The sequence below is a fragment of the Heliophilum fasciatum genome (genome assembly GCF_004341395.1).
Taxonomy (GTDB): Bacteria; Bacillota; Desulfitobacteriia; order Heliobacteriales; family Heliobacteriaceae; genus Heliophilum; species Heliophilum fasciatum.
In genome coordinates this window covers 59,044-85,458 of record NZ_SLXT01000011.1, presented here as the reverse complement: position 1 = coordinate 85,458, position 26,415 = coordinate 59,044, and the positions used below count along the sequence as shown (strand labels likewise).

Sequence of the window (26,415 nt, the reverse complement as noted above, 5' to 3'; positions counted from 1 at the left end):
GAAGGCAAAAAGAATCCTGCTTACATCTCCTCTCTTTTCTTAATGTCGAAGATTCTCTGATTTACCTCCTCATTCCTGATTTTTTGTTGAACAAGAGGGGTTCGCTCGCCCGGAATTTCCATTTGAAAAGGATCATCAGTCATGGCGGTTAACTCATCAATTAATTTTTTCATAGCTACAGTTTGCCCCGCCAAGCCAAAGTCATAAGCAAAAAAGAGGGGTTTTCACCCCTCCATACAGATTCGATCGATTCGGTTTTTATTTGGCGTTACGGATCGCCGCTTGTGCTGCGGCCAAACGGGCAATGGGCACACGGAAGGGCGAGCAGGAGACAAAGTTCAAACCAATGAGGTGGCAGAACTCAATCGACGACGGCTCCCCGCCATGTTCACCACAGATGCCCAACAAGATGTCGGGACGGGTGCTGCGGCCCTTGGCACAAGCCATCTGCATCAACTGGCCGACGCCTTCCCGGTCAAGTACAATAAAGGGATTTTCTTTGATGATTTTGTTTTCCGTGTAGAAGCCCAGGAACTTGCCTTCAGCATCATCACGGGATAAACCAAAGCTGGTCTGCGTAAGGTCATTGGTACCAAAAGAGAAGAATTGTGCTTCTTTCGCGATTTGATCGGCCGTCAGCGCAGCGCGCGGTACTTCGATCATTGTTCCTACAGCATAGTGGAATTTAACGCCAGTTTCTTCCATAACTGCTGCAGCCGTAGCATCGACCAAGCGACGAAGTTCTGCCAGTTCGTTCACATGAACGACCAAAGGAATTTCCACTTCGGGCTCCACTTGATAGCCTTCTTGGGTCAATTGAGCCACAGCTTGGAAAATCGCCCGAGCTTGCATCCGGTAGATTTCCGGATAGGTGATCCCTAAGCGGCAACCACGATGGCCCAGCATGGGGTTGAACTCATGGAGGTTGCGCACTTTTTTCAGCATTTCTTCGTTTTCACATAAAGTTGCCCAAATCGCATCTTTTTCGCTATCGGCACAAGTGGTCAACTGGCAACGCAGTTTCGTCACTTCAACGAGTAAATCTTCTTGGTTCGGCAAGAATTCATGAAGCGGCGGATCGAGCAAGCGGATACAAACAGGGAACCCGGCCATCGCTTTGAGGATGCCATAGAAGTCTTCTTGTTGCATCGGCAGCAGTTTGGCCAAAGCCACTTCCCGTTCTTCCACCGATTGAGCCAAGATCATTTCTTGAACGATAGGCAACCGTTCTTGGGCCATAAACATATGTTCGGTACGGGTCAGGCCAATCCCGGCAGCACCAAAGGCGCGTGCTTGTTCCGCTTCCGATGGTTTATCGGCATTAGCGCGTACGCCGATCGTCCGGAATTCATCGGCCCAAGTAAGTAAATTCTGGAATTCATTCGTTAATTCCGGCTCAAGCATGGGTACTTCACCGTCGATGACGCGACCGGTTGCACCGTCAATAGAGACCAAATCGCCGGCTTTAACGACGATCAATTCGCCACTTGTGGTCAGGGCAGCGAACTCTTCTTTGGCATAATCGATGCGCAGCGCTTCACAGCCGCAGACACAAGGTTTGCCCATTTGACGGGCCACAACAGCAGCGTGGGACGTCATACCGCCACGGCTGGTCAATACACCTTGCGCGGCAATGATACCATGAATGTCATCGGGAGTGGTTTCGGTACGCACCAAGATAATTTTGTTGCCGGCTTTGTTTTGACGATCGGCTTCGTCCGCATCAAAGACCACCGTACCGGAAGCGGCGCCAGGCGAAGCGGGCAGGCCGGTAGCAATGACTTTCAGCTTGGCGCTGGGATCAATGCGGCGATGCAGCAGTTGATCAAGATGCTCCGGTTCCACACGCATGATCGCTTCCGACTTAGTGATCAGTCCTTCTTCCACCATGTCAACGGCGCACTTGACGGCAGCAGCAGCGGTCCGTTTACCGTTCCGCGTTTGCAGCATGTAAAGCTTGCCACGTTCAATGGTGAATTCGATATCTTGCATGTTCCGGTAATGTTTTTCCAAGAGAGCGCAGATATTGGTGAACTGTTCGAATACAACAGGCATTTCTTCGGCCAGTTTGGAGATATGTTGCGGGGTACGGATGCCGGCAACGACATCTTCCCCTTGCGCGTTGATTAAGTATTCACCGTAAAGCTTCTTTTCGCCCGTCGACGGGTTACGGGTAAAGGCAACACCGGTACCGCAATCGTTACCCATGTTACCAAAGACCATCGTCTGAACGTTAACGGCCGTGCCCAGGTCATGGGGGATCTTATGCAGTTCGCGATAGATATTGGCGCGATCATTGTTCCAGGATTTGAAGACAGCCAGGATGGCGCCTTCCAGTTGATCCATCGGATCTTGCGGGAACATTTGACCGGTCGTGCGCTGGACCATTTCTTTGTAGGCGGCGATCAGCTCTTGCAGGGACGCCGGCGTCAATTCATTGTCGAAATGAACACCTTGTTTTTCCCGGCATTCTTCCAGAATCCGCTCAAACTCCGCATGGGAAGCACCAAGCACAACATCGGAGTACATTTGGATAAAACGACGATAGCAATCAAGGGCAAAACGTTCATTGCCCGTCGCTTTGATCAAACCTTGGACCGTTTCATCATTGAGGCCCAAGTTCAGGATTGTATCCATCATACCAGGCATAGAGAAAACCGCACCGGAACGAACGGAAACGAGCAACGGATTCTCTTTGTCGCCGAATTGTTTACCGCAAGCTTGCTCGACGTCGGCAAGGGCTGCTTTGACTTGCTCCATCATGCCTTCGGGATACTGCAAATTGCATGCATAGTAGGCATTACAAGCTTCCGTCGTAATCGTGAGCCCCGGCGGTACAGGTAAACCAATATTGGTCATTTCCGCGAGGTTGGCCCCTTTGCCGCCCAGCAGCGATTTCATTTCGGCGTTACCTTCTCTGAACAGATACACCCATTTTTTAGACATTCCGTTCCCCCCTGAAATATATCTCTAATACTTTTGCTGCAGTTTCTTCTACAGCTTTGTTACTGACATCGATAATCGGGCAGCCAAGACGGCGCATGATCGATTCGGCATAATCCAGTTCACGGAGAATTCGCTCCATGCTGGCATAATCAGCAGTGCCTACCAGGCCCAGTGTCTTTAAGCGCTCACTGCGGATTCCATTGAGTATGCGTGGCGAAATCGTAAGACCAATGATCTTACGGCGTGGCAGTTGAAATAATTCTTCCGGTGGCGGTACTTCCGGTACCAAGGGAACATTCGATGCCTTGATCCGCTTGTGGGCCAAATACATGCAAACCGGTGTTTTGGATGTGCGCGAGATGCCAACAAGCACCACATCGCCATGCAAAATTCCGCGGGGATCTTTTCCATCATCATACTTAACAGCAAATTCGATCGCTTCGACCTTACGGAAATACTGCTCGTCGAGTTGGTGGAGCAGACCGGGCTTGCGTACAGGTTCACGTAGGGTCACAAGCTCGATCCCTTGAATCATCGGACCGAGAATATCCACTGTGGGGATCGCTTTTTCGCGAGCCAACCGCATCAGTGCCTCCCGTAATTCATTGACAACTAAGGTATGGGCGATGACGGCTGTTTTCTCACTTGCTTCCTCGACAATATTGACCAATTGCTGTTCTTCAGACACATAGGGAACCCGCTTGATCTCCACGCCATTGCCGTCAAATTGACTGGCAGCCGCACGTGCTACAAATTCGGCTGTTTCGCCGATGGAGTCGGAAACCACATAGACAATCGGTCGGAGCCCATTGGTGCTACGTATGGTCCATACCTCCTTCGCCTAGCTCCACAAACAATCGTGCGATATTGGTCTTGGTGATCCGGCCGATAACCTCAAGGCGCTCGTCCCCATTGGGCATGATATAGGTTCGAACGACAGGAAGCGCATCAATTTGATGGTTAAGTAGGCGCTGCGCTGCAATGTGAATCGTGTCTTCCTGGGTTACGGTGATGATATTGGGCATGCGCGTCATGATCATCCCAACAGGCATCTTCTGCAAGTCGCCGCCTGCGATGGCCATCTTCAGCAAATCCTTGCGCGATACAATTCCTGCCAGATAGCCGTCTTCGTTTGTCACAATGAGCGATCCCACATCCTCGGTGAACATCGTCACCACCGCATCATAGACGCTGAGCGATTCTCGGATCATCACGGGAAGTGATTTGATGTCTTTTACCCGGATTTTGGCAATTGCACGTGACACCAGCGTATTCGCAGATCGTCGATTGAAATAGTACCCCACTCGAGGACGAGCTTCCAAAATCCCGGACATCGTTAATATGGCCAGATCCGGACGCAATGTAGCGCGGGTCAGGTTGAGTATGTCAGCGATTTGCTCTCCGGTGATCGGTCCTCGTTCCTTGACGATCTGCACTATCTTCATCTGACGATCCGTCAATTCGATAATTGTCACCACCCTACCAGTATAGCGTTACGCTACTTTGATTATGCCATACTAAATACGTTTTCGACCACAATAAATGTATACTATATCCATTCGATTATTCCTGCTGATTATTCAAAATAAAAAATTAATGTTAACGACAAGTTATTCAACTATTTTACTTAAATCGGCAATACCGCCAGTAAGTCCAACAACAGCACCAAGTAAAGCCAGGCGATTTTGACGAATCGTCGCATCTTCGGCCATCACCATGACACCATCAAAAAAGGCATCTACAGCCGGGCGAACTTCGGCGATCGCTCTCAAGGCAGCACTATAGTCCTGACCGGCCGCCGCCACAGCGGCTTGGGCTTTTTGCACTGCAGACCAGAGATTCCCTTCGACAGACTCCTGGAAGCAAGCAACATTGACTTCGCCGCTGCCGCCTTTTTTCACCAAATTCGCCGCCCGGGTATAAGCGGCCGTTAAGGCAGCAAAAGCCGGTGCCTGGCGGAATCCGGTCAGTGCTTCTGCGCGAGCAACAACATCGGTCGGTACATCGGCACCGGAGGCCAAAACTGCATCGATCACATCATAGCGTACACCTTTTTCCGTCAATAAAAAGCGCAACCGCTGCTGGAAAAAGTCCGCAAGATCAGCTTGCACTTCCGCTGCCGTACGCTTTAAGGTAATGGCATCGGCATAAAGCTCGTAGGCTTTGGCAATCGCTGCAGACAAGGAAAGGGGCAATTGTTGCTGGATCAAGATTTGACAAATCCCCAAGGCTTGCCGGCGCAGCGCATAGGGGTCTTGCGATCCCGTAGGAATAATGCCGATCGCAAAGCTGCCGACGATCGCATCGAGCTTGTCCGCCAGCGCAACAAGGGTGCCTTCCATCGTGGACGGTACGGCATCACCGGCAAAGCGCGGCTGATAATGTTCGCGAATCGCCTGAGCGACGACGGCATCTTCGCCTTCTAAAAGGGCGTAGCGTTCCCCCATAATCCCTTGCAGTTCCGGGAATTCGTAGACCATGTGGGTGACCAGATCGGTTTTGGCCAAGAAAGCGGCGCGACCAGCCCGTGCTTGCACTTCCGGTGCCACTTGCAATTGCTCCGCCAGAAAGGTCGTCAAACGGCATTCCCGTTCCACCCGTGCTTCCACCGTACCGAGCGTTTCTTGGAAAACGATTTTGCCCAGTTTGGGTTTGCGGTCAGCCAGTCGAACTTTTTGATCTTCCGCGTAGAAAAAGGCAGCGTCAGCAAGACGAGCACGCAGCACTTTTTCATTGCCGGCCTGAACGGTAGCCAAGTGGTCCGCTGTACCGTTACGCACAGCGATAAAACGATCCATCAAGCGGCCTTCGCTGTTGTAGACCGGAAAATAACGCTGGTGCTCTTTCATCGGCGTAATCAAAACCGGTTCCGGCAAATGCATGAAGGACCCATCCACTTGTCCCAGCAGCGCTGTGGGGTACTCCAGAATATAAGTGATCTCTTGCAACAGATCGGCGTCTTCCGCCACCTGTCCGCCGACAGAAGCAGCCAACTCTTGCATCTGCGACCAGATCATCGCTTGCCGTTTTTCCGGCGCGGCGATCACATAGACCGACGCCAACACCTCTTCATAACATGTGGGCTCGGCAATTTCCACCGGCGCACCTGATAAAAAGCGGTGGCCAAAGGTCTTGTTACCGGCCGTTACACCTTCCAAGGTCAAAGGCAATACTTCAGCGCCAAACAAAGCGACGAGCCAGCGAATCGGCCGGGCAAAACGCATCTCGCCCCAACCCCAGCGCATCGGCTTCGGGAAAGTCAACCCATGAATCCAGGACGCAAGCAGGGAGGTCAGCACGGCCCCGGCAGGACCGCCTTTTTCGGTCCGGCAAGCATACAAGTAAGGAACTCCACCGATTTCCCGTTCCGTCAAGTCGGCTACGTCCACACCTTGGGAGCGGGCAAAGCCCAAGGCGGCTTTCGTCGGCTGTCCTTGCCCATCAAAAGCAACTTTTTTGGCCGGGCCTTTGGCCTCAACGATCACATCGGCTTGCATCTCCGCCACATCAGCGACGCGGATAGCCAGGCGACGCGGAGTCCCAAACACTTCAACCTTGCCATAAGTTAACCGCGCAGATTGCAAGCCTTTTTCCGCCAATTCCCGCAGTTGCGCCAGTGCCGGCGGCATAAATTTCGCAGGCATTTCCTCTAAACCAATCTCTAAAAGCAGATCACGAACTGCCACAATCATATCCTCCTTCAGCCAAATCAGCTTATCTTCACTCTGCCGCCGGTAGATCGAGGCCCAACTGTTTGCGCAGTGCCTGATCTTTGATCAGCGGATAGTTTAACTTGGCCCGCTGCTGCACATACCCTTGCGCACAAGCCCGGGCCAGGTTACGAACCCGCTGGATAAAGCCGGTCCGTTCCGTCACCGAAATGGCGCCGCGCGCATCAAGCAAGTTAAAGGTATGAGAACATTTCAAGACATAATCATAGGCCGGCTGCACCAGGCCTTTTTCCACGACCTGTAGCGCTTCTTTTTCATAAAGGTCAAACAGTTGAAAAAGCATGTCCGTATTGGCGACGGTAAAGTTGTAGTGCGAGTAATCCACTTCGCCTTGGTGGTGAACATCGCCGTAGGAAACGCCTTTGACCCACTCAATATCATAGACCGAGTCCACTTGTTGGATAAACATGGCCAAGCGCTCGATACCGTAGGTAATTTCAGCGCAAACCGGTTTGCAGTCAATACCGCCGCACTGTTGGAAATAGGTAAACTGCGTCACTTCCATGCCATCCAGCCAGACTTCCCAGCCCAGGCCCCAAGCACCCAAGGTGGGCGATTCCCAGTTGTCTTCCACAAAGCGAATATCATGTTTCAACGGGTCAATGCCCAGTCGGCGCAGGCTGTCTAAGTACATATCGATCACATCGCTGGGCGAGGGCTTTAAGATCACTTGATATTGATAGTAATGCTGCAGCCGGTTGGGGTTTTCACCGTAGCGACCGTCGGTGGGACGGCGCGACGGCTCTACATAAGCCACATTCCACGGTTCCGGACCGAGGGCACGCAAAAACGTGGCCGGGTTCATCGTACCAGCGCCTTTTTCCACGTCATAAGGCTGCTGAATGATGCACCCTTGCTCACCCCAAAACTGGTTCAGGCACAAGATCATTTCTTGAAAAGTCATAACCGATCCTCCTTCTTCTTCTTACCCATCAAGAGCTTCCCAAATCACTATAACCTCCAGCACCAGGAACCCAATAAAAAAACTCCTGCCCCTGGTCTATGACCAGGGACGGGAGTTTGCTTTCCCGCGGTTCCACCCTGTTTGGCCACCGAGATGGCCCACCTTCATTCGACGATAGGGCTTTACTGGCACAGTCGTGCTTTCTTCCCCTGGCTCCGGAATGCCTTTCCGCTTGCCTTCCCAAGACCGGGCTCTCACCACTTCCCGGATCGCTGACTTGGCCCCAAGCGTACTTTTTTCCTTCAACGCACATCGCCGGCATCATGTGAAAATGTATCAGTTTTCCTCGTTGCTGTCAACCAAACAAAGAGCATCAAGCACCGCCCAAGAACGCAGTGTTCCTTCCAAACGAAAACGAATCGCCCCTTGCAAAAAGGCCGTCGCTTGCGCCATTACGGCAGCACCGACGCGCAACCGGCCTACATCGCGGGGATCCATGGTTGCCAAGTAGCGTAAAAAAGACCAGGTGTTCTCCATCATCCGTTCCCGGCCCGGCAGGCCGGCGGCACAACAGCGGCCCAGAAGACCGGCATGGTCCCGGGAAAACCAAACTTCATCGACGCCGGTTTCCCGCTGCAGTGGACGCCCGCAATGGCCACAAGCCGCCAGATCAGGCGCATAACCGAGGTGCAAGAGCAGCCGCAGTTCAAAGAGCCGCGCCACCAACGCCGGTCGGTATCCGGTCAGGAGGTGCCAGCAGGTCAACAGCAAGACAAACAAGTCGCTACCGCCCTGTTCCATGGTGAAACGATCGACCAGTTCGGCCATGTAGGACGCATAGGCGTAGCGATCGAACTGTCCCTGCATGCCTTGAAAAAGTTCCACCGGCTCCGCCTGCGTCACTACATGCAAGTTGCGTCCGGTGCTCAGCAGCAGTTGGCTGTGGGTCAACACTTGCGTTCCCGCCCGTAAGCGGCTCGAGGGCTTACGTACCCCCTTGGCGATGGCGCCGATTTTACCGCGTTCCCGCGTCAAGATCGTCAGGAGATGATCGGCTTCACTGTATTCGCGGCTGCGTAGAATCAATCCTTCGGCCCGGTAGGTTCGTTGTTCGGCGCGCATTTAAAAGCCAGCCAAAATCGTTCCCGTAGCGCTTGTGCCGATCCGGGTAGCGCCGGCTTGCAGCATCGCCAAAGCGTCAGCGGCCGTGCGAATCCCGCCGGAAGCTTTGACCTGTGCGTCGGCACCCACCGTTTGACGCATCAGCGCCACATGATGGGCCGTGGCGCCGGACGGTCCAAAACCGGTAGAGGTCTTGACAAAGTGGGCACCGGCGGCCACCGCGCACCGGCACGCTTCGACGATTTCCTCATCAGTCAATAAGGCCGTCTCCAGAATCACTTTCACCACGCTCTGCGGAACTTGCTTCGCTTCTTCCACGACAGCGCGAATATCGGCTTCCACATCGGCCCAGCGGCCCATCTTGGCCCAGCCCACTTGCATGACCATATCCAGTTCCTGCGCACCGGCTTGCAAGGCATCGCGCGCTTCCAGCGCTTTGACGCGGGTGGCGCCGGTAGGAAAACCGATGACCGTAGCTACCTTGATACCGGAACCGGTAAGTAGCGATGCCGCCGTACTGACCCAAATCGGATGGATACAAACGGCGGCCACTTTATAGGCACAAGCGTCCCGGCAAAGGTCCACGATCTGCCCTTCCGTCGCTTCCGGCTTTAATAAGGTATGATCGATCATTTGGGCGACTTTTTCTTTGGTCCATAATTCCATCGGTAACCTGTCGCTCCTTTCTCCATCCCTTTGGACACCGCTTAATCCTTGGAGACACTGCTCAATCCTTATGATCATCAAAGCCAAAGGAGCGTAGAACATCGGGACGCTGGCGCCAATCTTTTTTTACTTTGACCCACAACTGCAGAAACACTTGGGTGCCAAGCAATTTTTCGATCTCCAACCGCGCTTCCTGGCCGATCTGTTTGAGCAGTTGACCGCCTTTGCCGATCAAAATTCCCTTTTGCGAGTCCCGTTCCGTAAAAATCGTTGCAAACATGGCTAACGTGCCATTTTTACGTTCTTCCCAGTGCTCAATCACCACGGCGAGCGAATGAGGCACTTCCTCACGGGTCACCTTGAGCAGCTTTTCACGGATCAACTCGGCGATCAATACTTTTTCCGACTGGTCCGTCACAGCATCAGGCGGATAATAAAGCGGCCCTGGTTCCAAGCGGCCAAAGATCAGATCCTTCAAGGTATCCAGGTTGGACTTTTTGAGCGCCGAAACGGGTACCACTTCCTGCCAGGCCAGCAGTTGGCTGTATGTGCCGATCCGGGCCAGTGCCGCTTCCTGCGTCAAAAGATCCATCTTGTTGACGATCAAAAACACCGGCGTTTGGATGTCTTTGAGCAAGCCGGCAATAAAAGCTTCGCCACCGCCGGGCTCAGCTGTAGCGTCGACAACATAAAGCACCAGATCCACTTCGCTGAGCGTCTTTTTGGCCGTCGTCACCATCATCTCGCCCAGTTTATGCTTGGGCTTATGAATCCCCGGCGTATCCAAAAACACCGCTTGCCCGCGTTGATCATTCAAAACGCCGACGATCCGGTTGCGCGTCGTTTGTGGTTTATCCGACATGATCGCGACTTTTTTACCGATCAAGCCATTCATCAAGGTCGATTTGCCCACATTGGGACGACCGATGATGGCCACAAAGCCCGATAGTTTTTCCTGCCCTTGGGCGACGATCGGCACCGTGCCGCTGCCGGTAAGGGCCGCCGCCCGTTCCGATGGCGCCGGTGGCTTCATCTGGGGTTTTACTGTTTTGGGTCGTTGATAACGACGGACAAAACGAAATTTTTCAGTCAAAACCGGTTCACCTCATACTTCTTTCCCTGCTTCTTTTTCAGTCGCCGTCTTTGCTGCGTTTTCACTCGCTGTCTCTGCTGCGTTTTCAGTCGCTGTCTCTGCCTCTTTTCCTGCCGCCGCGGTAAAAGCGAAGGCTCCCGGCAGCAGTTCAGCCACCGTCATCACCTGCTGTTCACCGGCATCATTGACCATCAATACGGGCATGGTTGGGGCAAACTCGGCCAGGACTTGCCGACAGGCACCGCAAGGCGTCAACAGCGCCGCTTGATCCGACGTTAACACGAGCAAGCGAAACTGCCGTTCCCCTTGAGCCACCGCCGAAAACAACGCCGTTCGTTCAGCACAGTTCGTCAAGCCAAAAGAAGCATTTTCCACATTGCAGCCTGGATAAATTCGCCCGGATGAACCGAGCAAGGCCGCACCTACCTGCCAACGGGAATAGGGCGCGTAGGCCTGCGTCCGCGCTTCCCGGGCCGCTTGGATCATTGACGCTACCGGCAAATCAGTGAACAGTGCCCCCACCTCCTCCTGGCTTTATCGTCACAGCCCTAGGCCAAACCAAAGAGGTTCGAACACCTTCCATAAGGGCGGTCCGAAAACAACCATCCCGGCAATCAGCGCTTGCAGCGCCAGCAAAAGCACGGCGCCGGCCGCCGCATCTTTGGCCGCCCCCGACAAGGGATGTTGTTCCTTGCCGATGCGATCCACTGCTGCTTCCAGCGCCGAATTCAAAGCCTCCCCAGCCAAGACCAAAAAAATCGAAAGCACAATCCAAGCGGTTTGCCAGAGCGGCGGCCGTAACCAAGCAAGCAGCCCCACCGCCACAAAGGTCGCCACCCCATGGATGCGCATATTTTGCTGGGTATGTAACGTCCAAACCAAGCCACGGAAAGCAAAAACGAAAGACCACGCTAACTTGCGCCCATTCATTCCCGCGTCAACCCGTAACTGCTTAAGACCTTACGCTCCAATCCCTGCATCAATTCCGTATCTTCTTCCCCTTTGTGATCATAGCCCAGCAAGTGCAGAAGACCGTGGACAAACAAAAAGCCCACTTCCCGCTCCAGCGGATGACCGTATTCTTCCGCCTGGCGCATGGCCGTATCGATGGAAATGACAATATCGCCCAGCATATCGTCTTCATTTAACTCATCGATATCAAAAAGCTCCTCACCTTCGCCCATTTCCCGCATCGCAAAGGAAAGCACATCGGTAGGGCCTTCCATCCCACGATACTGCTGATTCAGCACCGCAATGCCCTGATCGGTCGTCAGCAACAAACTGATCTCCGCATCTTCCGGCGGATAGCCCACTTCTTCCAAACAAAGCAGCGCCAGTTGTTCCAACATCTCCTGCCAGGCTTCCACTTCTTCCTCCGTCATATTAACATCACGTTCATCCACTATATACAGTTCCACTACGTCCTCGGCTCCCTTCAGCGTCCTTCGATACTTGCTCCGGATATTCAATACGCGTATGATAAATCCCGTTTAAGACCCGGCAAAAAGACTCGGCAATACGATCAAGATCCTTAAAGGTCAACTCACAGGCTTCCAGTTGACCGTCATGGAGCTTGTCCTTGATCAACTTACGCACTAACCCTTCGATCTTCCCATGAGTGGGTTGCGTCAACGAGCGAACAGCCGCTTCGGCCGAATCGGCCAACATCACCAGCGCCGCTTCCTTCGTCTGCGGCTTTGGCCCTTCATAGCGGAAATTCTTTTCCTGCACCGACTCGGTGCGATCCATTTCCATGGCACGGTGGTAGAAGTAGGCCACCAACGTTTCCCCGTGATGCTGCTCCACCACATCGATAACGGCACGGGGAATCTTGGCTTCCGTACAAAGCTCCACACCGTCTTTGACATGCGATGTAATGATCAATGTGCTCAAGGTCGGTGCAATTTTCGTATGGGGATTTTCGCCACGGCCTTGATTCTCAATGAAAAAAGCCGGGCGGCGAATCTTCCCGATATCATGATAATAAGCACCGGCACGCACCAGTAAGGCGTCAGCACCGATCTCTTCCGCCGCAGCCTCGCCGAGGTTACCGACCAAAAGACTGTGGTGATAAGTCCCCGGCGCTTCCATCAACAACCGGCGCAACAGCGGATGGTTGGGATTCGTCAGTTCCAACAGCTTCACCGACGTGGTGATCTGAAAAGCTGATTCCAAGTACGGCAACGAGCCGATCATAAAAACCGCCGACGTGATCCCACCCAGACCGGCCATGGGCAACCCATAGGTCAGCAGTAACCGAAGATCGATACCCATGGCCAGGCCCGTCGCCAGCACTCCCGTGATATTGGCAGCGGCCACATACAAGCCGGACCGGGCAAAATCCATACGTTGGCTTAAACCCGAAACGGCATAAATACCGACCAGCGAACCGAGAAAAGCAACCATTCCGTGGGCGATCGAATAATCGGTGATCAAACCGATCCACAAACTGAGCAAAGCCGACATGAAAATCGCGACCCGCGTATCGAGTAGCAGCGCGATCAACATGGGCCCCGTCGCCACCGGTGCCAGATAAAAGATCAACCGCAACACTTCCGGCTGATCATGAAAGCGAATCGACGTGATCACTCGCGCCGTCAATAAAGTCATCGTCGCCAGCAGGCCAAGCAGCCACATCCGCCGTTCATCCACCAGCAGTTCCCGCCGAAACTGTTTTAAATAAACAAATAGAACGGCCATACTCACCAAGATCAACAAGCTTGTCCCGGCCGGTCGCAGCAACGTAGCACCGCTGCGCAGCAAACCCAGTTGGCTCAAAATGCGCACTTGATCTTCCGTCACCACTTCCCCTTCGCGCACAATCAGATCACCTTGGCGAATCTGAATGGTAACGGGGGCCACCGACTGGCGCACTTCGTTACGCAAACGGCGTGTTGCATCTTCATCGAGCGTCGCGTTCGGGTGTAGAAACAGCGGAACCAGATCGTGAAGCGCTTGCTTGGCTTCGGCAGGCAGCTTCGATGCATCAATGCGATCTTCCACCATCGCTTTGGCTTCATTGACGGTATACGGCACGACACGACCTGCCGCCCGCGTAGCCAGCGTATTTTCCGGCCAATCATGATTATTTTCGGTTAACCCCGGTAGCGTCATAATTTCCGAGATCAAGTTGTCTGTTTCCATCTGCAAAAAAGCCAGCGATTCCGGCCGCAATTGCACCAACAACGCCAGCGTCTTTTCCGGAACAACCATAGCGACTTGCGCCTTTAACTGCTCAAAGCGCTCACCATAGTTGGCTTTGATACCCGCCAAATCCAGCGTGGCCGTACCGCCTTCACCCCAGGGGCTCCCCCCTTGATTGTCAAGGACAACGCGAAACAGTTGTTCAATCTCGTTGCGGGTACGGCCCAACACATTGGGATCGTGGGTATACACAGGCGGCGTAGACCGCACTTTTTGCTCCCGCATCAGATGGGTCTTTTCTTCATCAACAATATCCTTGCTAAGCGGCGCGGCAATATTGCGCGTGCTGATTTGACCGACTTCCAACGACTCTAACGGTGATAAATGATTAAAGGCTAAGATCGCCGTCAACAACAGAAAAAAGCCGCTGACAATGGTCACCCGTCGCAACGTATCGTGTTGCCACGCTTTTAGTAGCGCCAGCCGGAAAAGTTCCCAAATCCGTCGTACCTGCACCGTTTGTCACCTCATTTCCCCCGTTCCAGGGCCTTCTCGTGCTCTTCATAAGCGCGAATGATTCGACCAACCAAGGGATTGCGAACAACATCGGCAGCAGTAAAAATGTGAAAAAAGATGCCATCAATCTCCCGTAAAATGGACTGAATCGTTACCAGACCGGAATGGGCGCCACGAGGCAAGTCCACCTGCGTAATATCACCGGTAACCACGACTTTCGATCCAAAGCCGATACGCGTTAAGAACATCTTCATCTGTTCCGGCGTCGTGTTTTGCGCTTCATCAAGAATGATAAAAGAGTCATCTAAGGTCCGACCGCGCATGTACGCCAGCGGCGCAATTTCAATCACGCCGCGTTCAATATATTTTTGCGCTGCCTCCATACCGATCGTATCAAAAAGACCGTCATAAAGCGGGCGCAAATAGGGATCCACCTTGTCCTGCAAGTCGCCGGGCAAAAAACCCAACCGTTCTCCGGCTTCCACAGCCGGCCGCGTCAAAATGATCCGGTTAATCTCTTTTTTCTTCAAGGCAGCTACGGCCATCACCACGGCCAAATAAGTTTTGCCTGTACCGGCCGGTCCAATGCCAAAGACGATCGAATGCTGTTGAATCGCTTGCAAATAGGTATGCTGGCCCAGTGTTTTGGCCCGGATCTGCTTGCCCCGCACCGTCGTCAGCACATAGTCACCGAGGGCCTCGGCAATCAAGGTACGTTGCCCGTCACGAATTCGCTGGGCCGCATACTCAATCTCCGCTTGGCCCACCGGTTGTCCAGCGCGCAGCATCGCGATCAATTGCTCAAACAAATGGGCCGTCTGCTCTACCACAGCCGGCTCACCGCTGATCATCAATTCTGCGCCCCGGGCCACCACCTTACTGCCACTGATACGCTCGATCAAGCGCAAATTCTCATCATGATGGCCAAACAAGCGGACAGCTTCTCCATTATCCTCCAGATACATTCGCACTTCACGGCTGACTGTCAATCGGCTTACCCAACCTCCCGTAACGCGATCAGCCCGGCGGAACGGAGCGATCCACAGGCTGCGGCATCGCAATGTTCTCATAGGCTTCGGCGTCCATTCTTACCTGCACGTGACCAAGCGCTGCCGGCTCCGTCACGACGGTTTCTTTGACAATACGTGCACCTGGCGACAGGGACTTACGAATTTGTTGACGGGCTTGCTCCGTCAATGTCGCCAAGGCTTCTTCGCGGCTGCGCTCCTGGCGAAAAGGGCGCAATTCACGGAATTCGACTTTGACTAGTTCGACAGGAATCTGAAGATTCCTCCATATGGACAGGGGCATCACCGTTACCGATTGATCAAAATCTGGATAAGGACTTTTCCCCGATCCATATATTAGCATCTCCCGTTCCCCCCACTTTATACGCCAATGCCCGCTCACTTGACCGGTGGGTAACTTTCCCTCCAGCGCCACCGGTTCATTCAAGCGCACCTGATAGGGAACTTTAGCCCAAACTTCCCCTTTGGCCTGGACAAAGATCATTTCTTCGGCTTTTTCCTTCGGCTCTTTTCCCTTGGGATCGGGCCGTTCTTGCTCCTTGGCTTCCTGCTTCAATACCCCGGCGATCAACTGCTGGCCACGGACAACGGTTGCACCTTCTTCCACCACGCCTTGTCCCACCAGCACCAACACCCGCTGTACCACGCCATCTTTGGCCGCCACCATGTGCGTTGCACCAGGTACCGGCACGGAAGGCAAGATTTTTTCTTGCAATTCCACGATCAAGCTTGTACCTTCCAGCTTGATACCGACCCACTCCAGTTCGGGATTGGCCGCCAGCAACGCTTGCTCCGCTTGTCTCGTATCGATGAGGGGCTTCCAAGCGCCTACCCGTAATCCCATCGACCGCACTTGCTCCTGCATCGCCTGCTTGTCCAAACGAACAGCTCCGGTAATCTCTACGGACCACACCAGGGACGCCAACGCATAAAGCACGGCCACAAACAACAGCATACCGACCCAAAGGGACCGGCGCCGTTTGAACGGCACCAGCAAAAAAGGAAAACCCGATCGCCGCTCAATGCGCATGCGGCTGTTCGTTCGCCGCGCCACATGACGAAGCGAACGATAGCCATCGAGACGCACTTGCCCGCTCAAGCGGTCGCCGCCCTTGCGCGACACATCAAAAAGCGGCACACCGCGGCTCGACGCTAAGTTAATGAATTTCTCCAAGTTCTCCCCTTCTACCCGGATACGTAAAAAACCCAGCCAAAAAAGCCACCACTGCCGTAACATGACCGTCCCTCCCTAACGCACATAATTGAGTTGAGCAATCCGTCCTTCGATCACCAGTTCCTCCGGCAAGATCGTTTTTAACACCAATTGCTCGCCCACCACCTCGATCTGCCCGTCGGCCACCAAAATGCGTAACCGGCTCTCACCGTATTCCAGAATTCCATGGTGATTCTCGAGAACCATGACCACATTTCCGGTTAGCGTCACCTTCGGCAAATCCAGCATGACATCTTTCGGTATATCAAGCAGCCCTGACAACGCCCGCTGCAAGCGCAACTTGCCCCGTTCCCATGCCATGATCCAGGCCCCCCTCCTGTATCCCTTGTCCTCAATGTATGCGTGCGTACTTTGGAGATATGCAAAAAACCCCGGTGGTTATACCACCGGGGTTTGTGCTTCATGTTGTACATATGTGGGTTTTAGCTTAATGCTTCCTTCACCAATTGGTTGACCAATTTGCCATCTGCACGGCCTTTGACACTCGGCATGAGCACCGCCATGACTTTGCCCATCTCCCGAGCGCTTTGGGCGCCCGTCTGGGACACAGCCTGCTGTACCAATTGGCGAATCTCGTCTTCCGTCAGTTGTTGGGGGAGGTAAGCTACGAGCAGACGAATCTCCTCGTTTAAAGCATCTACGGCGTCGGAACGACCGGCTTTCTCAAACTCGAGGACGGAGTCCCGACGCTGTTTGACCTCCTTGGCCAAAACTTCCAGGACTTCATCTTCAGTCAATTCCCGTCGCCGATCAATTTCAACCTTTTGAATCGCCGACCGAACCATGCGAATCACCGAGAGACGAAATTTCCCCGCCTCTTTTTCTTTCATCGCCTGCTTCTGATCGGCCATCAGTTGTTCCTTCAGTGACATTACAAACAAACAGCCTTTCTTCACTTACATTCAACTACAACTTAGTTGAACTTCCGTTTCCGTGCTGCCTCTGACTTTTTCTTACGCTTTACACTTGGTTTCAAATAGTGTTCACGCTTACGACATTCCGACAACACGCCTGATTTTTGACAGGAACGTTTGAACCTCCGTAAGGCGCTATCCAAACTTTCGTTTTTTCCGACTCTAACCTCACTCATCCCGCTCTCCCTCCCCCCGCTAGTATCGATAATGCCGGGTCCAGGCCAGGCTTAGTGCGGCGAACAGATCTACCGATGAAACGAGATACACCCACACAGTACATTATAACAACGGAAACTGCCAAACGTCAAGAGAATCTACTGCTCTGCATAAATTAACCGGGAGGCCACTCCAAGTACCGGCCGGCCAGGAGATGCACATGAATATGAAAAACCGTTTGCCCGGCATCGTTACCGGTGTTGATCACCAGACGGTACCCGTTCGCTTCCAAGCCTTGTTCGGCGGCGATCGTGCGCGCAGCCAGCAACAAAGCGCCTAAAGTCGCTTCATGGTCCGCCGTGGCGGCCGATACGCTGGCAATGTGCTCACGAGGAATGATCAAGATATGAGTCGGTGCCACCGGGTTCAGATCACGAAAAGCTACGATACGGTCGTTTTCGAAGACTTTGTTCGCCGGAATTTCACCGCGAACGATCTTACAGAAAATACAAGAGTCCATGCTTATCACCTCCTCTACAGCGTCATGGCACCCATCGTCCCTGCAGTTGGCCATTCGGCAGCAACTTGTCCAGTTGGACCGTAACCGGCTTGCCCTGCAGTTCCGCGGTGTCCGTCGGCCGATTTCCGGCATCCGTTGCCGGCAATGGCACATGAACGGTAAGGTAATTTTCACTGTGCCCCGTCCAGCCAGCGTCCACAGGCTCTTCCAGCAGCACCGTCACCGTACGGCCCAGCCAACTCTCGGCGTAAGCCGTTGATAATTCACGAGCCAGCCGACCCAGTTCGGCTGCCCGGGCTTCTTTAACAGCCGGCGGCACGGGATCAGCAAAAGTGGCTGCCGGTGTGCCTTGCCGCGGTGAAAAGGGAAAGACATGGAGCGCCGCAAACGCCATGTCCCGGCAAAAAGCCAAGGTGGCCTCGGCGTCCGCTTCGGTTTCACCGGGAAAGCCCGTCAGCACGTCCGAGGTAATCGCTGCTCCCGGTTTGTGCTTACGAACCTTGGCCAGCACATCGGCAAAATCTCGTTGCCGGTAGCGCCGTCCCATCCGTTTTAAAACCGGATCGGCCCCCGATTGCAGCGGAATATGAAAATGCGGGCACACTTGCGGCGCTTCAATGGCCGCCAGCAGTTCCGGTGTAAATTCCTGCGGTTCCACCGAACCGATGCGCAATCGCGGCAAGCCCGGCAAGGCGCAAAGCTCCCTGATCAGGGACGCCAGATCGGTCCCATGATCGGTGCCATAAGCACCAAGATGAATCCCTGATAAGACAATCTCCTGAAAACCTTCATTGATCAAGCGGGCTGCTTCCGCCAGCACGCGCTCCCGGTGGCGACTGCGCACAGGACCGCGCACATGGGGAATAATACAATAAGTACAAAAGAGATCGCAGCCGTCTTGAATCTTGATGGTTGCCCGGGTGCGTGCCGTTTCCGCCACGGCTGGAAATTCTTCAAATTCCCGCTGCTGGCGCACATCACCGACGATGGAGCGCGTCGTCCCCTGCTGCGCCTGGGCCGCCGCTTCCACCAGATCCACCAGTTGACTGCGATGTTCCGTACCGACCACCACTTGTACGCCTTCCAGCGCTTCCACCGCTTCCGGTGAGCTCTGGGCATAGCAACCTACCACGGCGATGACGGCCTCCGGCGCATGGCGATGAGCCCGCCGGATCATCTGGCGCGACTTGCGATCGGAGAGATGCGTCACCGTACACGTATTGATCACATAAACATCGGCCATCTCCTCAAAAGGAACAAGGCGATAGCCCCGGGCAGTAAACATCCCAGCCATCGCCGCCGATTCCCCTTGATTGACTTTGCAGCCCAGTGTATAAAAAGCGACCGTTCGCTGCCGGTCTGTCATCGCCAATCCCCCAGTTCCATCATGATCGCCGCCAGGCCGGCCAGCGCTGCCGTTTCGGTGCGAAGAATCCGCGGACCCAACGTTACAGCGCGGGCGCCCAGCGCTTCCGCTTGGGCTACCTCAGCAGCAGTCAATCCGCCTTCGGGACCAATCGCCAGGGCCAGCGCTGCCGGCGCCGGTGACCACGAGCGCAACAACCGTCCTAACCCGGTGCCTCGGCAATCTTCCCAAGGTACAAGCAGCGGTTGTGATGACGGCCATCGCGCCAGTGCTTCCGCCCAAGCGCACGGCCGATCGATCGTAGGCACGACGGTGCGCCGGCTTTGTTTCGTCGCTTCCCGGGCGATCTTCTGCCACCGTTCCGCCCGTTCGGCGCTACGGGCAGCATCGAGGCGAACGACGGTCCGTTCCGTCCAGACCGGTACGATCCGTGCCACCCCGAGTTCCGTCGCCTTTTGGACAATCCAGTCCATCTTTTCGCCCTTGGCCACGCCCTGAATCAAGGTCACAGCCACCGGCGCTTCGCGCATTTCCCCTGTTGGCGTTAAGTCGCCCAACTGCACCATGCGATTGGCAACAGCCTGCACCACAGCGGTATACTCGTGGCCGGCACCGTCAAAGGCGATCACCGGCGCACCCAGCTCCAGGCGCAATACCTTGAGCAGATGCTTACTTTCCTCTTCATCAAGCAGGACTTGATTGCCCGTTTTTTGGGCCGGATCAAAGCAAAAACGATGCATGAACGATTACCCCCGGCGCGCGACGATGGCGGCCCATTCGCCGTGGCTGATCAACTCATCAATGGAAAAACCGGCCGCACTTAAGCCATCGCTGACTTCATCCAAGCGGTGTTGAATGATGCCGGAAGCAATGAGCACTTTCCCCGGTGCCAAACGCTCCGCCGCCGCCGGCGCCAGGCGTAAGATCACATCGGCCACAATATTGGCCACAATGATATCCGGCGATTCTTGCAGACCGGCCAGCAGATCATTTTGACGCACTTCCACTTTATCTTCGACATGATTCATGGCCACATTTTCACGGGCTACCTGAACGGCCACCAAATCATTGTCAACGGCCAGCACCTGCTTCGCGCCGAGCAGCGCCGCAGCAATCGCCAGCACACCGGAACCGGTACCAACATCAAGCACCAATTCGTCACCATTGATCACTTCTTCCAGCGCTTGAATGCACATGGATGTGGTCGGGTGCGTTCCGGTGCCAAAAGCCATGCCGGGATCAATCGTCAAAACCACATCGTCCGGTCCGGGCTCATAAGCCTCCCAACTGGGGCAAATGACGATACGCTGACCTACTTTTTCCGGTTTAAAATAGGCCTTCCAAGCGTGAGCCCAGTCATCTTCTTGAAGATCGGTCAGGGACAAAGGATGTGCAGGCCAACCCTGCAAACGCTCACGTGCCGACAATTCTTCCTGGAGTTGCTGTAACCGTTCCCCTAAGCGCTCATCGACAGGCAAATAGGCCATCAAGCGGATCATACCTTCAGGAATATCAGGGATTTGCACGTCATGATAATCCCATAGATCTTGCTTGATGTAGTCAGCGATCAACTGTGGATCTTCAATGACCATGCCCATGGCACCGACACTTTCGAACAGTTCCGCCATTTCATCGGCATTTTCCTGCCGGGTGGTAATCGTGATTTCGCGCCATTTCAAGCCAGCCACACCCTTCCCTGTTTCGATTCCTACCGATCCGGTACTGCAATTGTCAACGATGAATTCCACGTTGGCTATAAGGAATAAGTTCTACACGAAAAGGTCCCGGACCTTTCGGAAAAAGGATTTTTCTTTTTCCGTATTGGCATTATCATCGCTCAGTGTGCGCCCGAACTCTTCAAGCAATTCTTTTTGCTTGTCGGTGAGCTTCGTCGGCGTGGTGACATGGAAGTAAATACGTTGATCACCTCGTCCGGTACCACGCAGGCGCTTGATGCCTTTGCCGCGAATCCGCTGCACCGTGCCGTTTTGCGTACCTTCCGGGATTTTTACGTTAACTTTGCCATCGAGCGTAGGAATTTCGATCTCGCCACCGAGGGTGGCCTGCACAATATTGATCGGTACATGACAAAGCACATCTTCGCCTTCTCGTTCAAAAAGCGCATGGGGGCGAACTTCGACAAAAACATAGAGATCGCCGGCCGGGCCGCCTCGTTGACCGCCTTCACCTTCACCGGGAACGCGGATGCGCATGCCCGAATCAACACCGCCGGGAATGTTCACACGAATGCGCCGCGACTTACGCACACGGCCTTTGCCCTTGCAGTGTTTGCAGGGCTTGGTGATGATCTGCCCTTCGCCGTGACAATCGGGACAGGTACGCATCGTTTGGATATTGCCGAGCATCGTCTTGGCCACAGTGCGAACTTGGCCGGAGCCTTTACAGGTATTACAAACGTTCGGCTTGGTCCCCGGTTCGGAACCGTTACCGCCGCAGACATCACAAGCTTCCATACGAGGCAGTTCCACTTCTTTTTCCACGCCGAAAGCCGCTTCTTCAAAAGCGATTTCCATATTGAAGCGCAGATCGTTGCCGCGCTGGGGACCGGTCGGCGAAGAGCCGCCGCCAAAACCGCCACCAAAAAACATGTCGAAAATATCGCCAAAGCCGCCCATGTCCTGACCGCCTGCACCGAAACCGCCGCCGGGACCGACATGACCAAACTGATCATATTGGGCGCGTTTTTGCGGATCCGACAACACTTCGTAGGCTTCGTTGATCTCTTTCAGCATGGTTTCCGCTTGTTCTTTGTCCGGATGGATATCAGGATGATACTTTTTGACCAGTTGGCGATAGGCCTTTTTGATCTCGTTATCATCGGCATTTTTGGAGATGCCCATAACCTCATAGTAGTCGCGTTTGCTCATCTCGTTCCCCCCCTTACCGTAAAAAAAGCATCAAGAGGGGGGCTTTTCGCCCCCCAGTCATCGTTTTCTACTGTCTACTTTTTCTTGTCTTCATCGACAACGGTGTAATCGGCGTCGACCACATCGTCTTGCGGCGCTTGGCCTGCGCCCGGTGCACCAGCTGCGCCCGGTGCGCCTTCGGCGCCGGGTTGTTGATACATTTTCGAAGTCAGTTCATAAAGCACTGTCGTCAGCGCTTCGGTTTTTTGTTTGATCTCTTCGAAGTTGTTGCTGTCGATGGCCGCTTTCAGTTCGTCTTTGGCGGCATTGATTTTGGTGACATCGGCTTCATCGGCTTTGCCTTCGAAGTCTTTTAAGGTTTTTTCGGTCTGATAGACGAGGGAGTCGGCGCGGTTTTTGACTTCCACTTCTTCTTGACGTTTTTTATCTTCTTCGGCATGGAGTTCGGCATCTTTGACCATGCGGTCGATCTCGTCTTTGGAAAGGCCGGTGGAAGCGGTAATGGTGATTTTTTGCTCGTTGCCGGAAGCCATATCTTTGGCGCTGACATGGACAATACCGTTACGGTCAATGTCAAATTTCACTTGGATCTGCGGAATGCCACGGGGTGCGGGAGGAATGCCGGTCAGTTGGAAACGACCGAGTGTTTTGTTTTGCGCGGCGATTTTGCGCTCCCCTTGCAGCACGTGTACTTCCACTGACGTTTGATTGTCAGCAGCGGTAGTGAAGATTTCGCTTTTTTCGGTGGGGATACGGGAGTTGCGCTCGATGAGGATGGTGCAAACGCCGCCGAGGGTTTCAATCCCCAGGGACAGAGGCGTAACGTCGGCGAGAACGATGCCTTTGACTTCACCGCCGAGCACACCGGCTTGGATAGCGGCGCCCATGGCGACAACTTCATCGGGGTTGATACCTTTGAAGGGCTCTTTGCCCAGGAATTTTTTGATCGCTTCTTGCACAGCCGGGATCCGGGAGGAACCGCCGACGAGGATGACTTTGTCGATCTGGGAAGGTTGAAGTCCCGCATCGGCCAAGGCTTGACGAGTCGGCCCCATGGTTTTTTCGACCAGATCAGCCGTCAGTTCGTCGAATTTTGCACGGGTCAAGGTCAGATCCAAGTGCTGGGGACCTTCAGCGGTAGCGGTGATGAAGGGCAGGTTAATGTTGCTGGATACGACGCCGGAAAGCTCGATTTTGGCTTTTTCAGCGGCTTCTTTCAAGCGCTGCATCGCCATTTTGTCGGATTTGAGGTCCACACCGTTGCTCTTTTTGAACTCAGCGACCATCCAGTCGATGACGCGCTCGTCAAAGTCGTCACCACCGAGGCGGTTGTTACCGGAGGTTGCTTTGACTTCGAAAACGCCGTCGCCCAGTTCCAGGATCGATACGTCGAAGGTACCGCCGCCGAGGTCATAGACGAGAATGGTGTGGTCTTCGCTTTTGTCAATCCCGTAAGCCAGGGCGGCTGCGGTTGGTTCGTTAATGATACGCAACACTTCCAGACCGGCGATGGCACCGGCGTCTTTGGTCGCTTGACGCTGCGAGTCGGTGAAGTAAGCCGGCACGGTGATGACGGCTTGCGTAACTGTTTCGCCTAAGTACGCTTCGGCATCGGCTTTGAGTTTTTGCAGGACCATGGCCGAGATTTCTTGGGGTGTGTATTTTTTGTCATCAATGGTGACTTTGTAGTCGGTGCCCATGTGCCGTTTGATCGAAGCGATGGTGCGGTCCGGGTTAGTGATCGCTTGACGTTTGGCCACTTGACCGATCAGGCGCTCACCGGTTTTGGAGAAACCGACCACCGAAGGGGTCGTGCGGGCGCCTTCTTTGTTGGCGATAACGGCAGCTTCGCCGCCTTCCATGACGGATACGCATGAGTTCGTTGTACCTAAGTCAATACCGATAATTTTACCCATCTTAATTCTAACCTCCTGTTTAGTTAGCCACGTTATCGTTGGCAGTTACTTGCACTTGCGCCGGGTATTAGTCTTGGGCCACTTTGACCATGGCCGGACGAATCACTTTGTCTTTGAGGACATAGCCTTTTTGTAATTCCATCATGACGGTGCCATCGGGGAAGGCTTCGTTGGCCGGCTCGTGCATGACGGCATCATGGTAATTGGGGTCAAAGGGCTGACCTACCGCATCCATGGCTTGCAGGCCTTCGCGGCTCAAGATATCCAGGACTTGACGCTGGATCATGGCCAAGCCGGAAACGAGGTTTTGGGCACCTTGCGCTTCCATGGCGGCAACGGCCCGGTCAAAGTTATCCAGAACGGGCAGGAGTTGCACAATCAGTTGCTCGCTGGCAAAGCGGGCCAGATCTTCTTTTTCCTGCCGGGTACGGCGTTTGAAATTATCAAAGTCAGCTTGCAGGCGCGCATAGCGGGTTTCACTTTCTTCCACTTCTTTGCGCGCAGCTTCCAACTCGGTTTTGGTCTGTTGAATGTCTTGCATGAACTCGGTAAATTGACGCATGGCGTCATCCATTTGTGCCTGCTGCTCGGGAGTGATCCCTTCGGTCGCTTCGGCAGTTTCCGTTGTTTCGGTCACTTCCGCCGGTTCAGCAGAAGCGGTGGCTTGCGCCTCCTGGACATCCTTCTCTATGGTCACCAAGATCCCTCCCCTGATTCATTTTGCATATGTTCGGGCCGTTGTTCCCGCTTTTTGATGATCGTGTTGATGCGCAAGATGGCCTCGGCAATTTCCCCGGCGGCCCGTAAGGCATGAATCTTGACGAGGGCCGGGTCAATGACGCCCATTTCCCACATATCGGCCACTTCACCGTTGTCACAGTTGATTGACAAGGTGTCTTTGCCTTGCTCCATCTGGGCGGCGATCACATCGCCAAGCTTTTCCAACGGGTTAAAGCCGGCGTTGGCGACGATCTGGGCAAAGGGACGCTTCAGTGCTGTCACGACACAATCAAGACCATAGGCCGACATGCCGCGCATGTCTCGGCGCACTTCTTCCACTTGGCGAGCTACGGCCAGTTCAATGGCGCCGCCGCCCGGTATGAGGCCACCTTTGACGGCGGCTTGCACCGCCGAGGCGGCGTCTTTGGCGATGCGTTCTCGCTCGCCGACAACTTCTTCCGTGGCTGCGCCGACAAGCACCGTCGCTACCGGTTTGCCTTGACCGGCCATGATCCGGACATGCTCCAGCTTGTCATCAACGAGCACCTGCCCGGCGCGGCCGAGATAGCGGTTCAAGTCGGCCGGTTCGCGCAAGAGACCGGTTCGTTTGACGGCGCGGGCACCGGTATGCTCGGCCGCTTTTTTCAGTTCCCGGCTCGACACACGCTGCACCACGAGAATGCCGGCATCGGTCAGCATTTCCTGGGCAATGTCTTCGACACCACGGTCGACGAGTACGACCCGAACGCCCATGTCGATGATCTTGCGGATATTGGCCAAAAACTCTTGCTGTTTTTCCCGGTACCAAGCAAAGCCGGCTTCGGTGCTCAAGGCCTCACTGCTCAGTTCTTCCGGTTCCAGGGCATCATCGATGATCAGCACCGGCGCATCGGTAAGCGCTTTGGGCATGTCTTCGCTTAAGGGACGTTTGTTGATGATTACGCCGGAAAAAACCAGGTTTTCCGCACCTTCTTGGGCAAAGACGGAATCGGAAAGCTTGAAGCCGTTTTCCTTCAATTTTTCCAGTCCCACCAGCCGGGCAGCGGAAACGACCAAGTCGGCAATATCGGTATGCTCCCGACCGGCAACGAGGGCTACGTTGTTCAGATAGGGATCATCAATCGATTCAACAGGCCGAGCATGGCGCGCCAAAATGTCGACGGCACTTTTTACACCCGATTTCAGTCCTTCGATGACGCGCGATACAGGCACCCCTTTATGGGCCTGCTCTACGCCTTCGGAAACCAAGCTGCCGGCGAGCACCGTCGCCGTCGTTGTGCCATCACCAATCTCGGCTTGTTGGGCTTTGGCCGTCTTGATCAGCATGCGCGCTGCCGGATGGTTGACTTCCATCAACTGCAGGATCGTCACGCCATCATTGGTGATCACCACATCACCGAACTTATCGACCAGCATCGTATCGAGCCCTTTGGGACCTAAGGTGCCCTCCACGGCCGAAGCGATCGCCCGGATCGCGTTGGCATTGGTGATCAGCGCCGTTAAGCGCTCATCGACTTCTGCATTGTTACTGACTTGTTTGACACTCAATGT

General features: G+C 54.2%; 26 protein-coding genes. All 26 read right to left on the bottom strand.

Features of this window, described 5'->3' with window-relative positions; translation table 11 throughout:
• Positions 1 to 258: 258 nt before the first annotated feature.
• Positions 259 to 2,946: a pyruvate, phosphate dikinase gene (ppdK, locus tag EDD73_RS07740; protein WP_131919211.1), complete on the bottom strand. Its 2,688-nt coding sequence runs from the start codon at positions 2,944 to 2,946 to the stop codon at positions 259 to 261.
• A complete protein-coding gene (locus EDD73_RS07735) occupies positions 2,939 to 3,742 on the bottom strand; it encodes a pyruvate, water dikinase regulatory protein (protein ID WP_131919210.1) in 804 nt (267 codons plus the stop codon). The genes ppdK and EDD73_RS07735 overlap by 8 nt, the downstream gene beginning before the upstream one ends.
• Positions 3,743 to 3,761: 19 nt before the next feature.
• On the bottom strand, positions 3,762 to 4,412 hold the full coding sequence (gene ccpN, locus EDD73_RS07730) for a transcriptional regulator CcpN (protein ID WP_131919232.1): 651 nt from the start codon (positions 4,410 to 4,412) through the stop codon (positions 3,762 to 3,764).
• 144 nt (positions 4,413 to 4,556) lie between these two features.
• Positions 4,557 to 6,638 carry a glycine--tRNA ligase subunit beta gene (gene glyS, locus EDD73_RS07725; protein WP_165876386.1) on the bottom strand — a complete coding sequence of 694 codons (2,082 nt, stop codon included), beginning with the start codon at positions 6,636 to 6,638 and terminating at the stop codon, positions 4,557 to 4,559.
• 28 nt (positions 6,639 to 6,666) lie between these two features.
• The gene (glyQ, locus tag EDD73_RS07720) at positions 6,667 to 7,581 is read right to left on the bottom strand and encodes a glycine--tRNA ligase subunit alpha (RefSeq protein WP_131919208.1); all 915 of its coding nucleotides are present in this window, start codon (positions 7,579 to 7,581) and stop codon (positions 6,667 to 6,669) included.
• A 96-nt stretch (positions 7,582 to 7,677) separates the two neighbouring features.
• Positions 7,678 to 7,887, bottom strand: coding sequence for a hypothetical protein (locus tag EDD73_RS07715; protein WP_131919207.1), 210 nt, complete (start codon positions 7,885 to 7,887; stop codon positions 7,678 to 7,680).
• A gap of 30 nt (positions 7,888 to 7,917) precedes the next feature.
• The gene (gene recO / locus EDD73_RS07710) at positions 7,918 to 8,703 is read right to left on the bottom strand and encodes a DNA repair protein RecO (RefSeq protein WP_131919206.1); all 786 of its coding nucleotides are present in this window, start codon (positions 8,701 to 8,703) and stop codon (positions 7,918 to 7,920) included.
• On the bottom strand, positions 8,704 to 9,369 hold the full coding sequence (deoC, locus tag EDD73_RS07705; RefSeq protein ID WP_165876385.1) for a deoxyribose-phosphate aldolase: 666 nt from the start codon (positions 9,367 to 9,369) through the stop codon (positions 8,704 to 8,706).
• Positions 9,370 to 9,430: 61 nt separating this feature from the next.
• The gene (gene era, locus EDD73_RS07700; protein WP_243116838.1) at positions 9,431 to 10,462 is read right to left on the bottom strand and encodes a GTPase Era; all 1,032 of its coding nucleotides are present in this window, start codon (positions 10,460 to 10,462) and stop codon (positions 9,431 to 9,433) included.
• 12 nt (positions 10,463 to 10,474) lie between these two features.
• A complete protein-coding gene (cdd, locus tag EDD73_RS07695; protein ID WP_243116837.1) occupies positions 10,475 to 10,984 on the bottom strand; it encodes a cytidine deaminase in 510 nt (169 codons plus the stop codon).
• A gap of 18 nt (positions 10,985 to 11,002) precedes the next feature.
• Positions 11,003 to 11,392 (bottom strand): diacylglycerol kinase, encoded by a 390-nt coding sequence (locus EDD73_RS07690; protein WP_131919204.1) that lies wholly within the window; start codon positions 11,390 to 11,392, stop codon positions 11,003 to 11,005.
• The gene (gene ybeY, locus EDD73_RS07685; protein WP_131919203.1) at positions 11,389 to 11,880 is read right to left on the bottom strand and encodes an rRNA maturation RNase YbeY; all 492 of its coding nucleotides are present in this window, start codon (positions 11,878 to 11,880) and stop codon (positions 11,389 to 11,391) included. The genes EDD73_RS07690 and ybeY overlap by 4 nt, the downstream gene beginning before the upstream one ends.
• Positions 11,858 to 14,122 carry an HD family phosphohydrolase gene (locus EDD73_RS07680; protein ID WP_131919202.1) on the bottom strand — a complete coding sequence of 755 codons (2,265 nt, stop codon included), beginning with the start codon at positions 14,120 to 14,122 and terminating at the stop codon, positions 11,858 to 11,860. Before EDD73_RS07680 ends, ybeY begins: the two co-directional genes overlap by 23 nt.
• An 11-nt stretch (positions 14,123 to 14,133) precedes the next feature.
• The gene (locus EDD73_RS07675) at positions 14,134 to 15,087 is read right to left on the bottom strand and encodes a PhoH family protein (protein WP_131919229.1); all 954 of its coding nucleotides are present in this window, start codon (positions 15,085 to 15,087) and stop codon (positions 14,134 to 14,136) included.
• A 52-nt stretch (positions 15,088 to 15,139) separates the two neighbouring features.
• A complete protein-coding gene (yqfD, locus tag EDD73_RS07670; RefSeq protein WP_131919201.1) occupies positions 15,140 to 16,387 on the bottom strand; it encodes a sporulation protein YqfD in 1,248 nt (415 codons plus the stop codon).
• Between the two features lie 12 nt (positions 16,388 to 16,399).
• Positions 16,400 to 16,684 (bottom strand): sporulation protein YqfC, encoded by a 285-nt coding sequence (gene yqfC, locus EDD73_RS07665; RefSeq protein ID WP_131919200.1) that lies wholly within the window; start codon positions 16,682 to 16,684, stop codon positions 16,400 to 16,402.
• 122 nt (positions 16,685 to 16,806) lie between these two features.
• On the bottom strand, positions 16,807 to 17,256 hold the full coding sequence (locus tag EDD73_RS07660) for a GatB/YqeY domain-containing protein (protein WP_131919199.1): 450 nt from the start codon (positions 17,254 to 17,256) through the stop codon (positions 16,807 to 16,809).
• A gap of 41 nt (positions 17,257 to 17,297) precedes the next feature.
• Positions 17,298 to 17,474, bottom strand: coding sequence for a 30S ribosomal protein S21 (rpsU, locus tag EDD73_RS07655; protein WP_131919198.1), 177 nt, complete (start codon positions 17,472 to 17,474; stop codon positions 17,298 to 17,300).
• A gap of 155 nt (positions 17,475 to 17,629) precedes the next feature.
• Positions 17,630 to 17,974: a histidine triad nucleotide-binding protein gene (locus tag EDD73_RS07650; RefSeq protein ID WP_131919197.1), complete on the bottom strand. Its 345-nt coding sequence runs from the start codon at positions 17,972 to 17,974 to the stop codon at positions 17,630 to 17,632.
• Between the two features lie 22 nt (positions 17,975 to 17,996).
• The gene (gene mtaB, locus EDD73_RS07645; protein WP_131919196.1) at positions 17,997 to 19,340 is read right to left on the bottom strand and encodes a tRNA (N(6)-L-threonylcarbamoyladenosine(37)-C(2))-methylthiotransferase MtaB; all 1,344 of its coding nucleotides are present in this window, start codon (positions 19,338 to 19,340) and stop codon (positions 17,997 to 17,999) included.
• Positions 19,337 to 20,080: a 16S rRNA (uracil(1498)-N(3))-methyltransferase gene (locus EDD73_RS07640; RefSeq protein ID WP_131919195.1), complete on the bottom strand. Its 744-nt coding sequence runs from the start codon at positions 20,078 to 20,080 to the stop codon at positions 19,337 to 19,339. The genes mtaB and EDD73_RS07640 overlap by 4 nt, the downstream gene beginning before the upstream one ends.
• Before the next feature lie 6 nt (positions 20,081 to 20,086).
• Positions 20,087 to 21,019, bottom strand: coding sequence for a 50S ribosomal protein L11 methyltransferase (prmA, locus tag EDD73_RS07635; protein ID WP_131919194.1), 933 nt, complete (start codon positions 21,017 to 21,019; stop codon positions 20,087 to 20,089).
• 90 nt (positions 21,020 to 21,109) lie between these two features.
• On the bottom strand, positions 21,110 to 22,228 hold the full coding sequence (gene dnaJ / locus EDD73_RS07630; protein WP_131919193.1) for a molecular chaperone DnaJ: 1,119 nt from the start codon (positions 22,226 to 22,228) through the stop codon (positions 21,110 to 21,112).
• A 74-nt stretch (positions 22,229 to 22,302) separates the two neighbouring features.
• Positions 22,303 to 24,144 (bottom strand): molecular chaperone DnaK, encoded by a 1,842-nt coding sequence (gene dnaK / locus EDD73_RS07625; RefSeq protein WP_131919192.1) that lies wholly within the window; start codon positions 24,142 to 24,144, stop codon positions 22,303 to 22,305.
• A 67-nt stretch (positions 24,145 to 24,211) separates the two neighbouring features.
• Positions 24,212 to 24,841, bottom strand: a complete 630-nt coding sequence (grpE, locus tag EDD73_RS07620; protein WP_131919191.1) for a nucleotide exchange factor GrpE — start codon at positions 24,839 to 24,841, stop codon at positions 24,212 to 24,214.
• Positions 24,838 to 26,412, bottom strand: a complete 1,575-nt coding sequence (locus EDD73_RS07615; RefSeq protein WP_131919190.1) for a TCP-1/cpn60 chaperonin family protein — start codon at positions 26,410 to 26,412, stop codon at positions 24,838 to 24,840. Before EDD73_RS07615 ends, grpE begins: the two co-directional genes overlap by 4 nt.
• Positions 26,413 to 26,415: the final 3 nt, after the last annotated feature.

Excerpts from the sequence above, each read along its gene's own strand:
- ppdK (WP_131919211.1), bottom strand. The coding sequence starts at position 2,946 with ATGTCTAAAAAATGGGTGTATCTGTTCAGAGAAGGTAACGCCGAAATG.
- glyS (WP_165876386.1), bottom strand. The coding sequence starts at position 6,638 with ATGATTGTGGCAGTTCGTGATCTGCTTTTAGAGATTGGTTTAGAGGAA.
- glyQ (WP_131919208.1), bottom strand. The coding sequence starts at position 7,581 with ATGACTTTTCAAGAAATGATCTTGTGCCTGAACCAGTTTTGGGGTGAG.
- recO (WP_131919206.1), bottom strand. The coding sequence starts at position 8,703 with ATGCGCGCCGAACAACGAACCTACCGGGCCGAAGGATTGATTCTACGC.
- deoC (WP_165876385.1), bottom strand. The coding sequence starts at position 9,369 with ATGGAATTATGGACCAAAGAAAAAGTCGCCCAAATGATCGATCATACC.
- EDD73_RS07690 (WP_131919204.1), bottom strand. The coding sequence starts at position 11,392 with ATGAATGGGCGCAAGTTAGCGTGGTCTTTCGTTTTTGCTTTCCGTGGC.
- EDD73_RS07675 (WP_131919229.1), bottom strand. The coding sequence starts at position 15,087 with ATGTATCTGGAGGATAATGGAGAAGCTGTCCGCTTGTTTGGCCATCAT.
- yqfD (WP_131919201.1), bottom strand. The coding sequence starts at position 16,387 with ATGTTACGGCAGTGGTGGCTTTTTTGGCTGGGTTTTTTACGTATCCGG.
- yqfC (WP_131919200.1), bottom strand. The coding sequence starts at position 16,684 with ATGGCATGGGAACGGGGCAAGTTGCGCTTGCAGCGGGCGTTGTCAGGG.
- EDD73_RS07660 (WP_131919199.1), bottom strand. The coding sequence starts at position 17,256 with ATGTCACTGAAGGAACAACTGATGGCCGATCAGAAGCAGGCGATGAAA.
- rpsU (WP_131919198.1), bottom strand. The coding sequence starts at position 17,474 with ATGAGTGAGGTTAGAGTCGGAAAAAACGAAAGTTTGGATAGCGCCTTA.
- EDD73_RS07650 (WP_131919197.1), bottom strand. The coding sequence starts at position 17,974 with ATGGACTCTTGTATTTTCTGTAAGATCGTTCGCGGTGAAATTCCGGCG.
- mtaB (WP_131919196.1), bottom strand. The coding sequence starts at position 19,340 with ATGACAGACCGGCAGCGAACGGTCGCTTTTTATACACTGGGCTGCAAA.
- EDD73_RS07640 (WP_131919195.1), bottom strand. The coding sequence starts at position 20,080 with ATGCATCGTTTTTGCTTTGATCCGGCCCAAAAAACGGGCAATCAAGTC.
- dnaJ (WP_131919193.1), bottom strand. The coding sequence starts at position 22,228 with ATGAGCAAACGCGACTACTATGAGGTTATGGGCATCTCCAAAAATGCC.
- dnaK (WP_131919192.1), bottom strand. The coding sequence starts at position 24,144 with ATGGGTAAAATTATCGGTATTGACTTAGGTACAACGAACTCATGCGTA.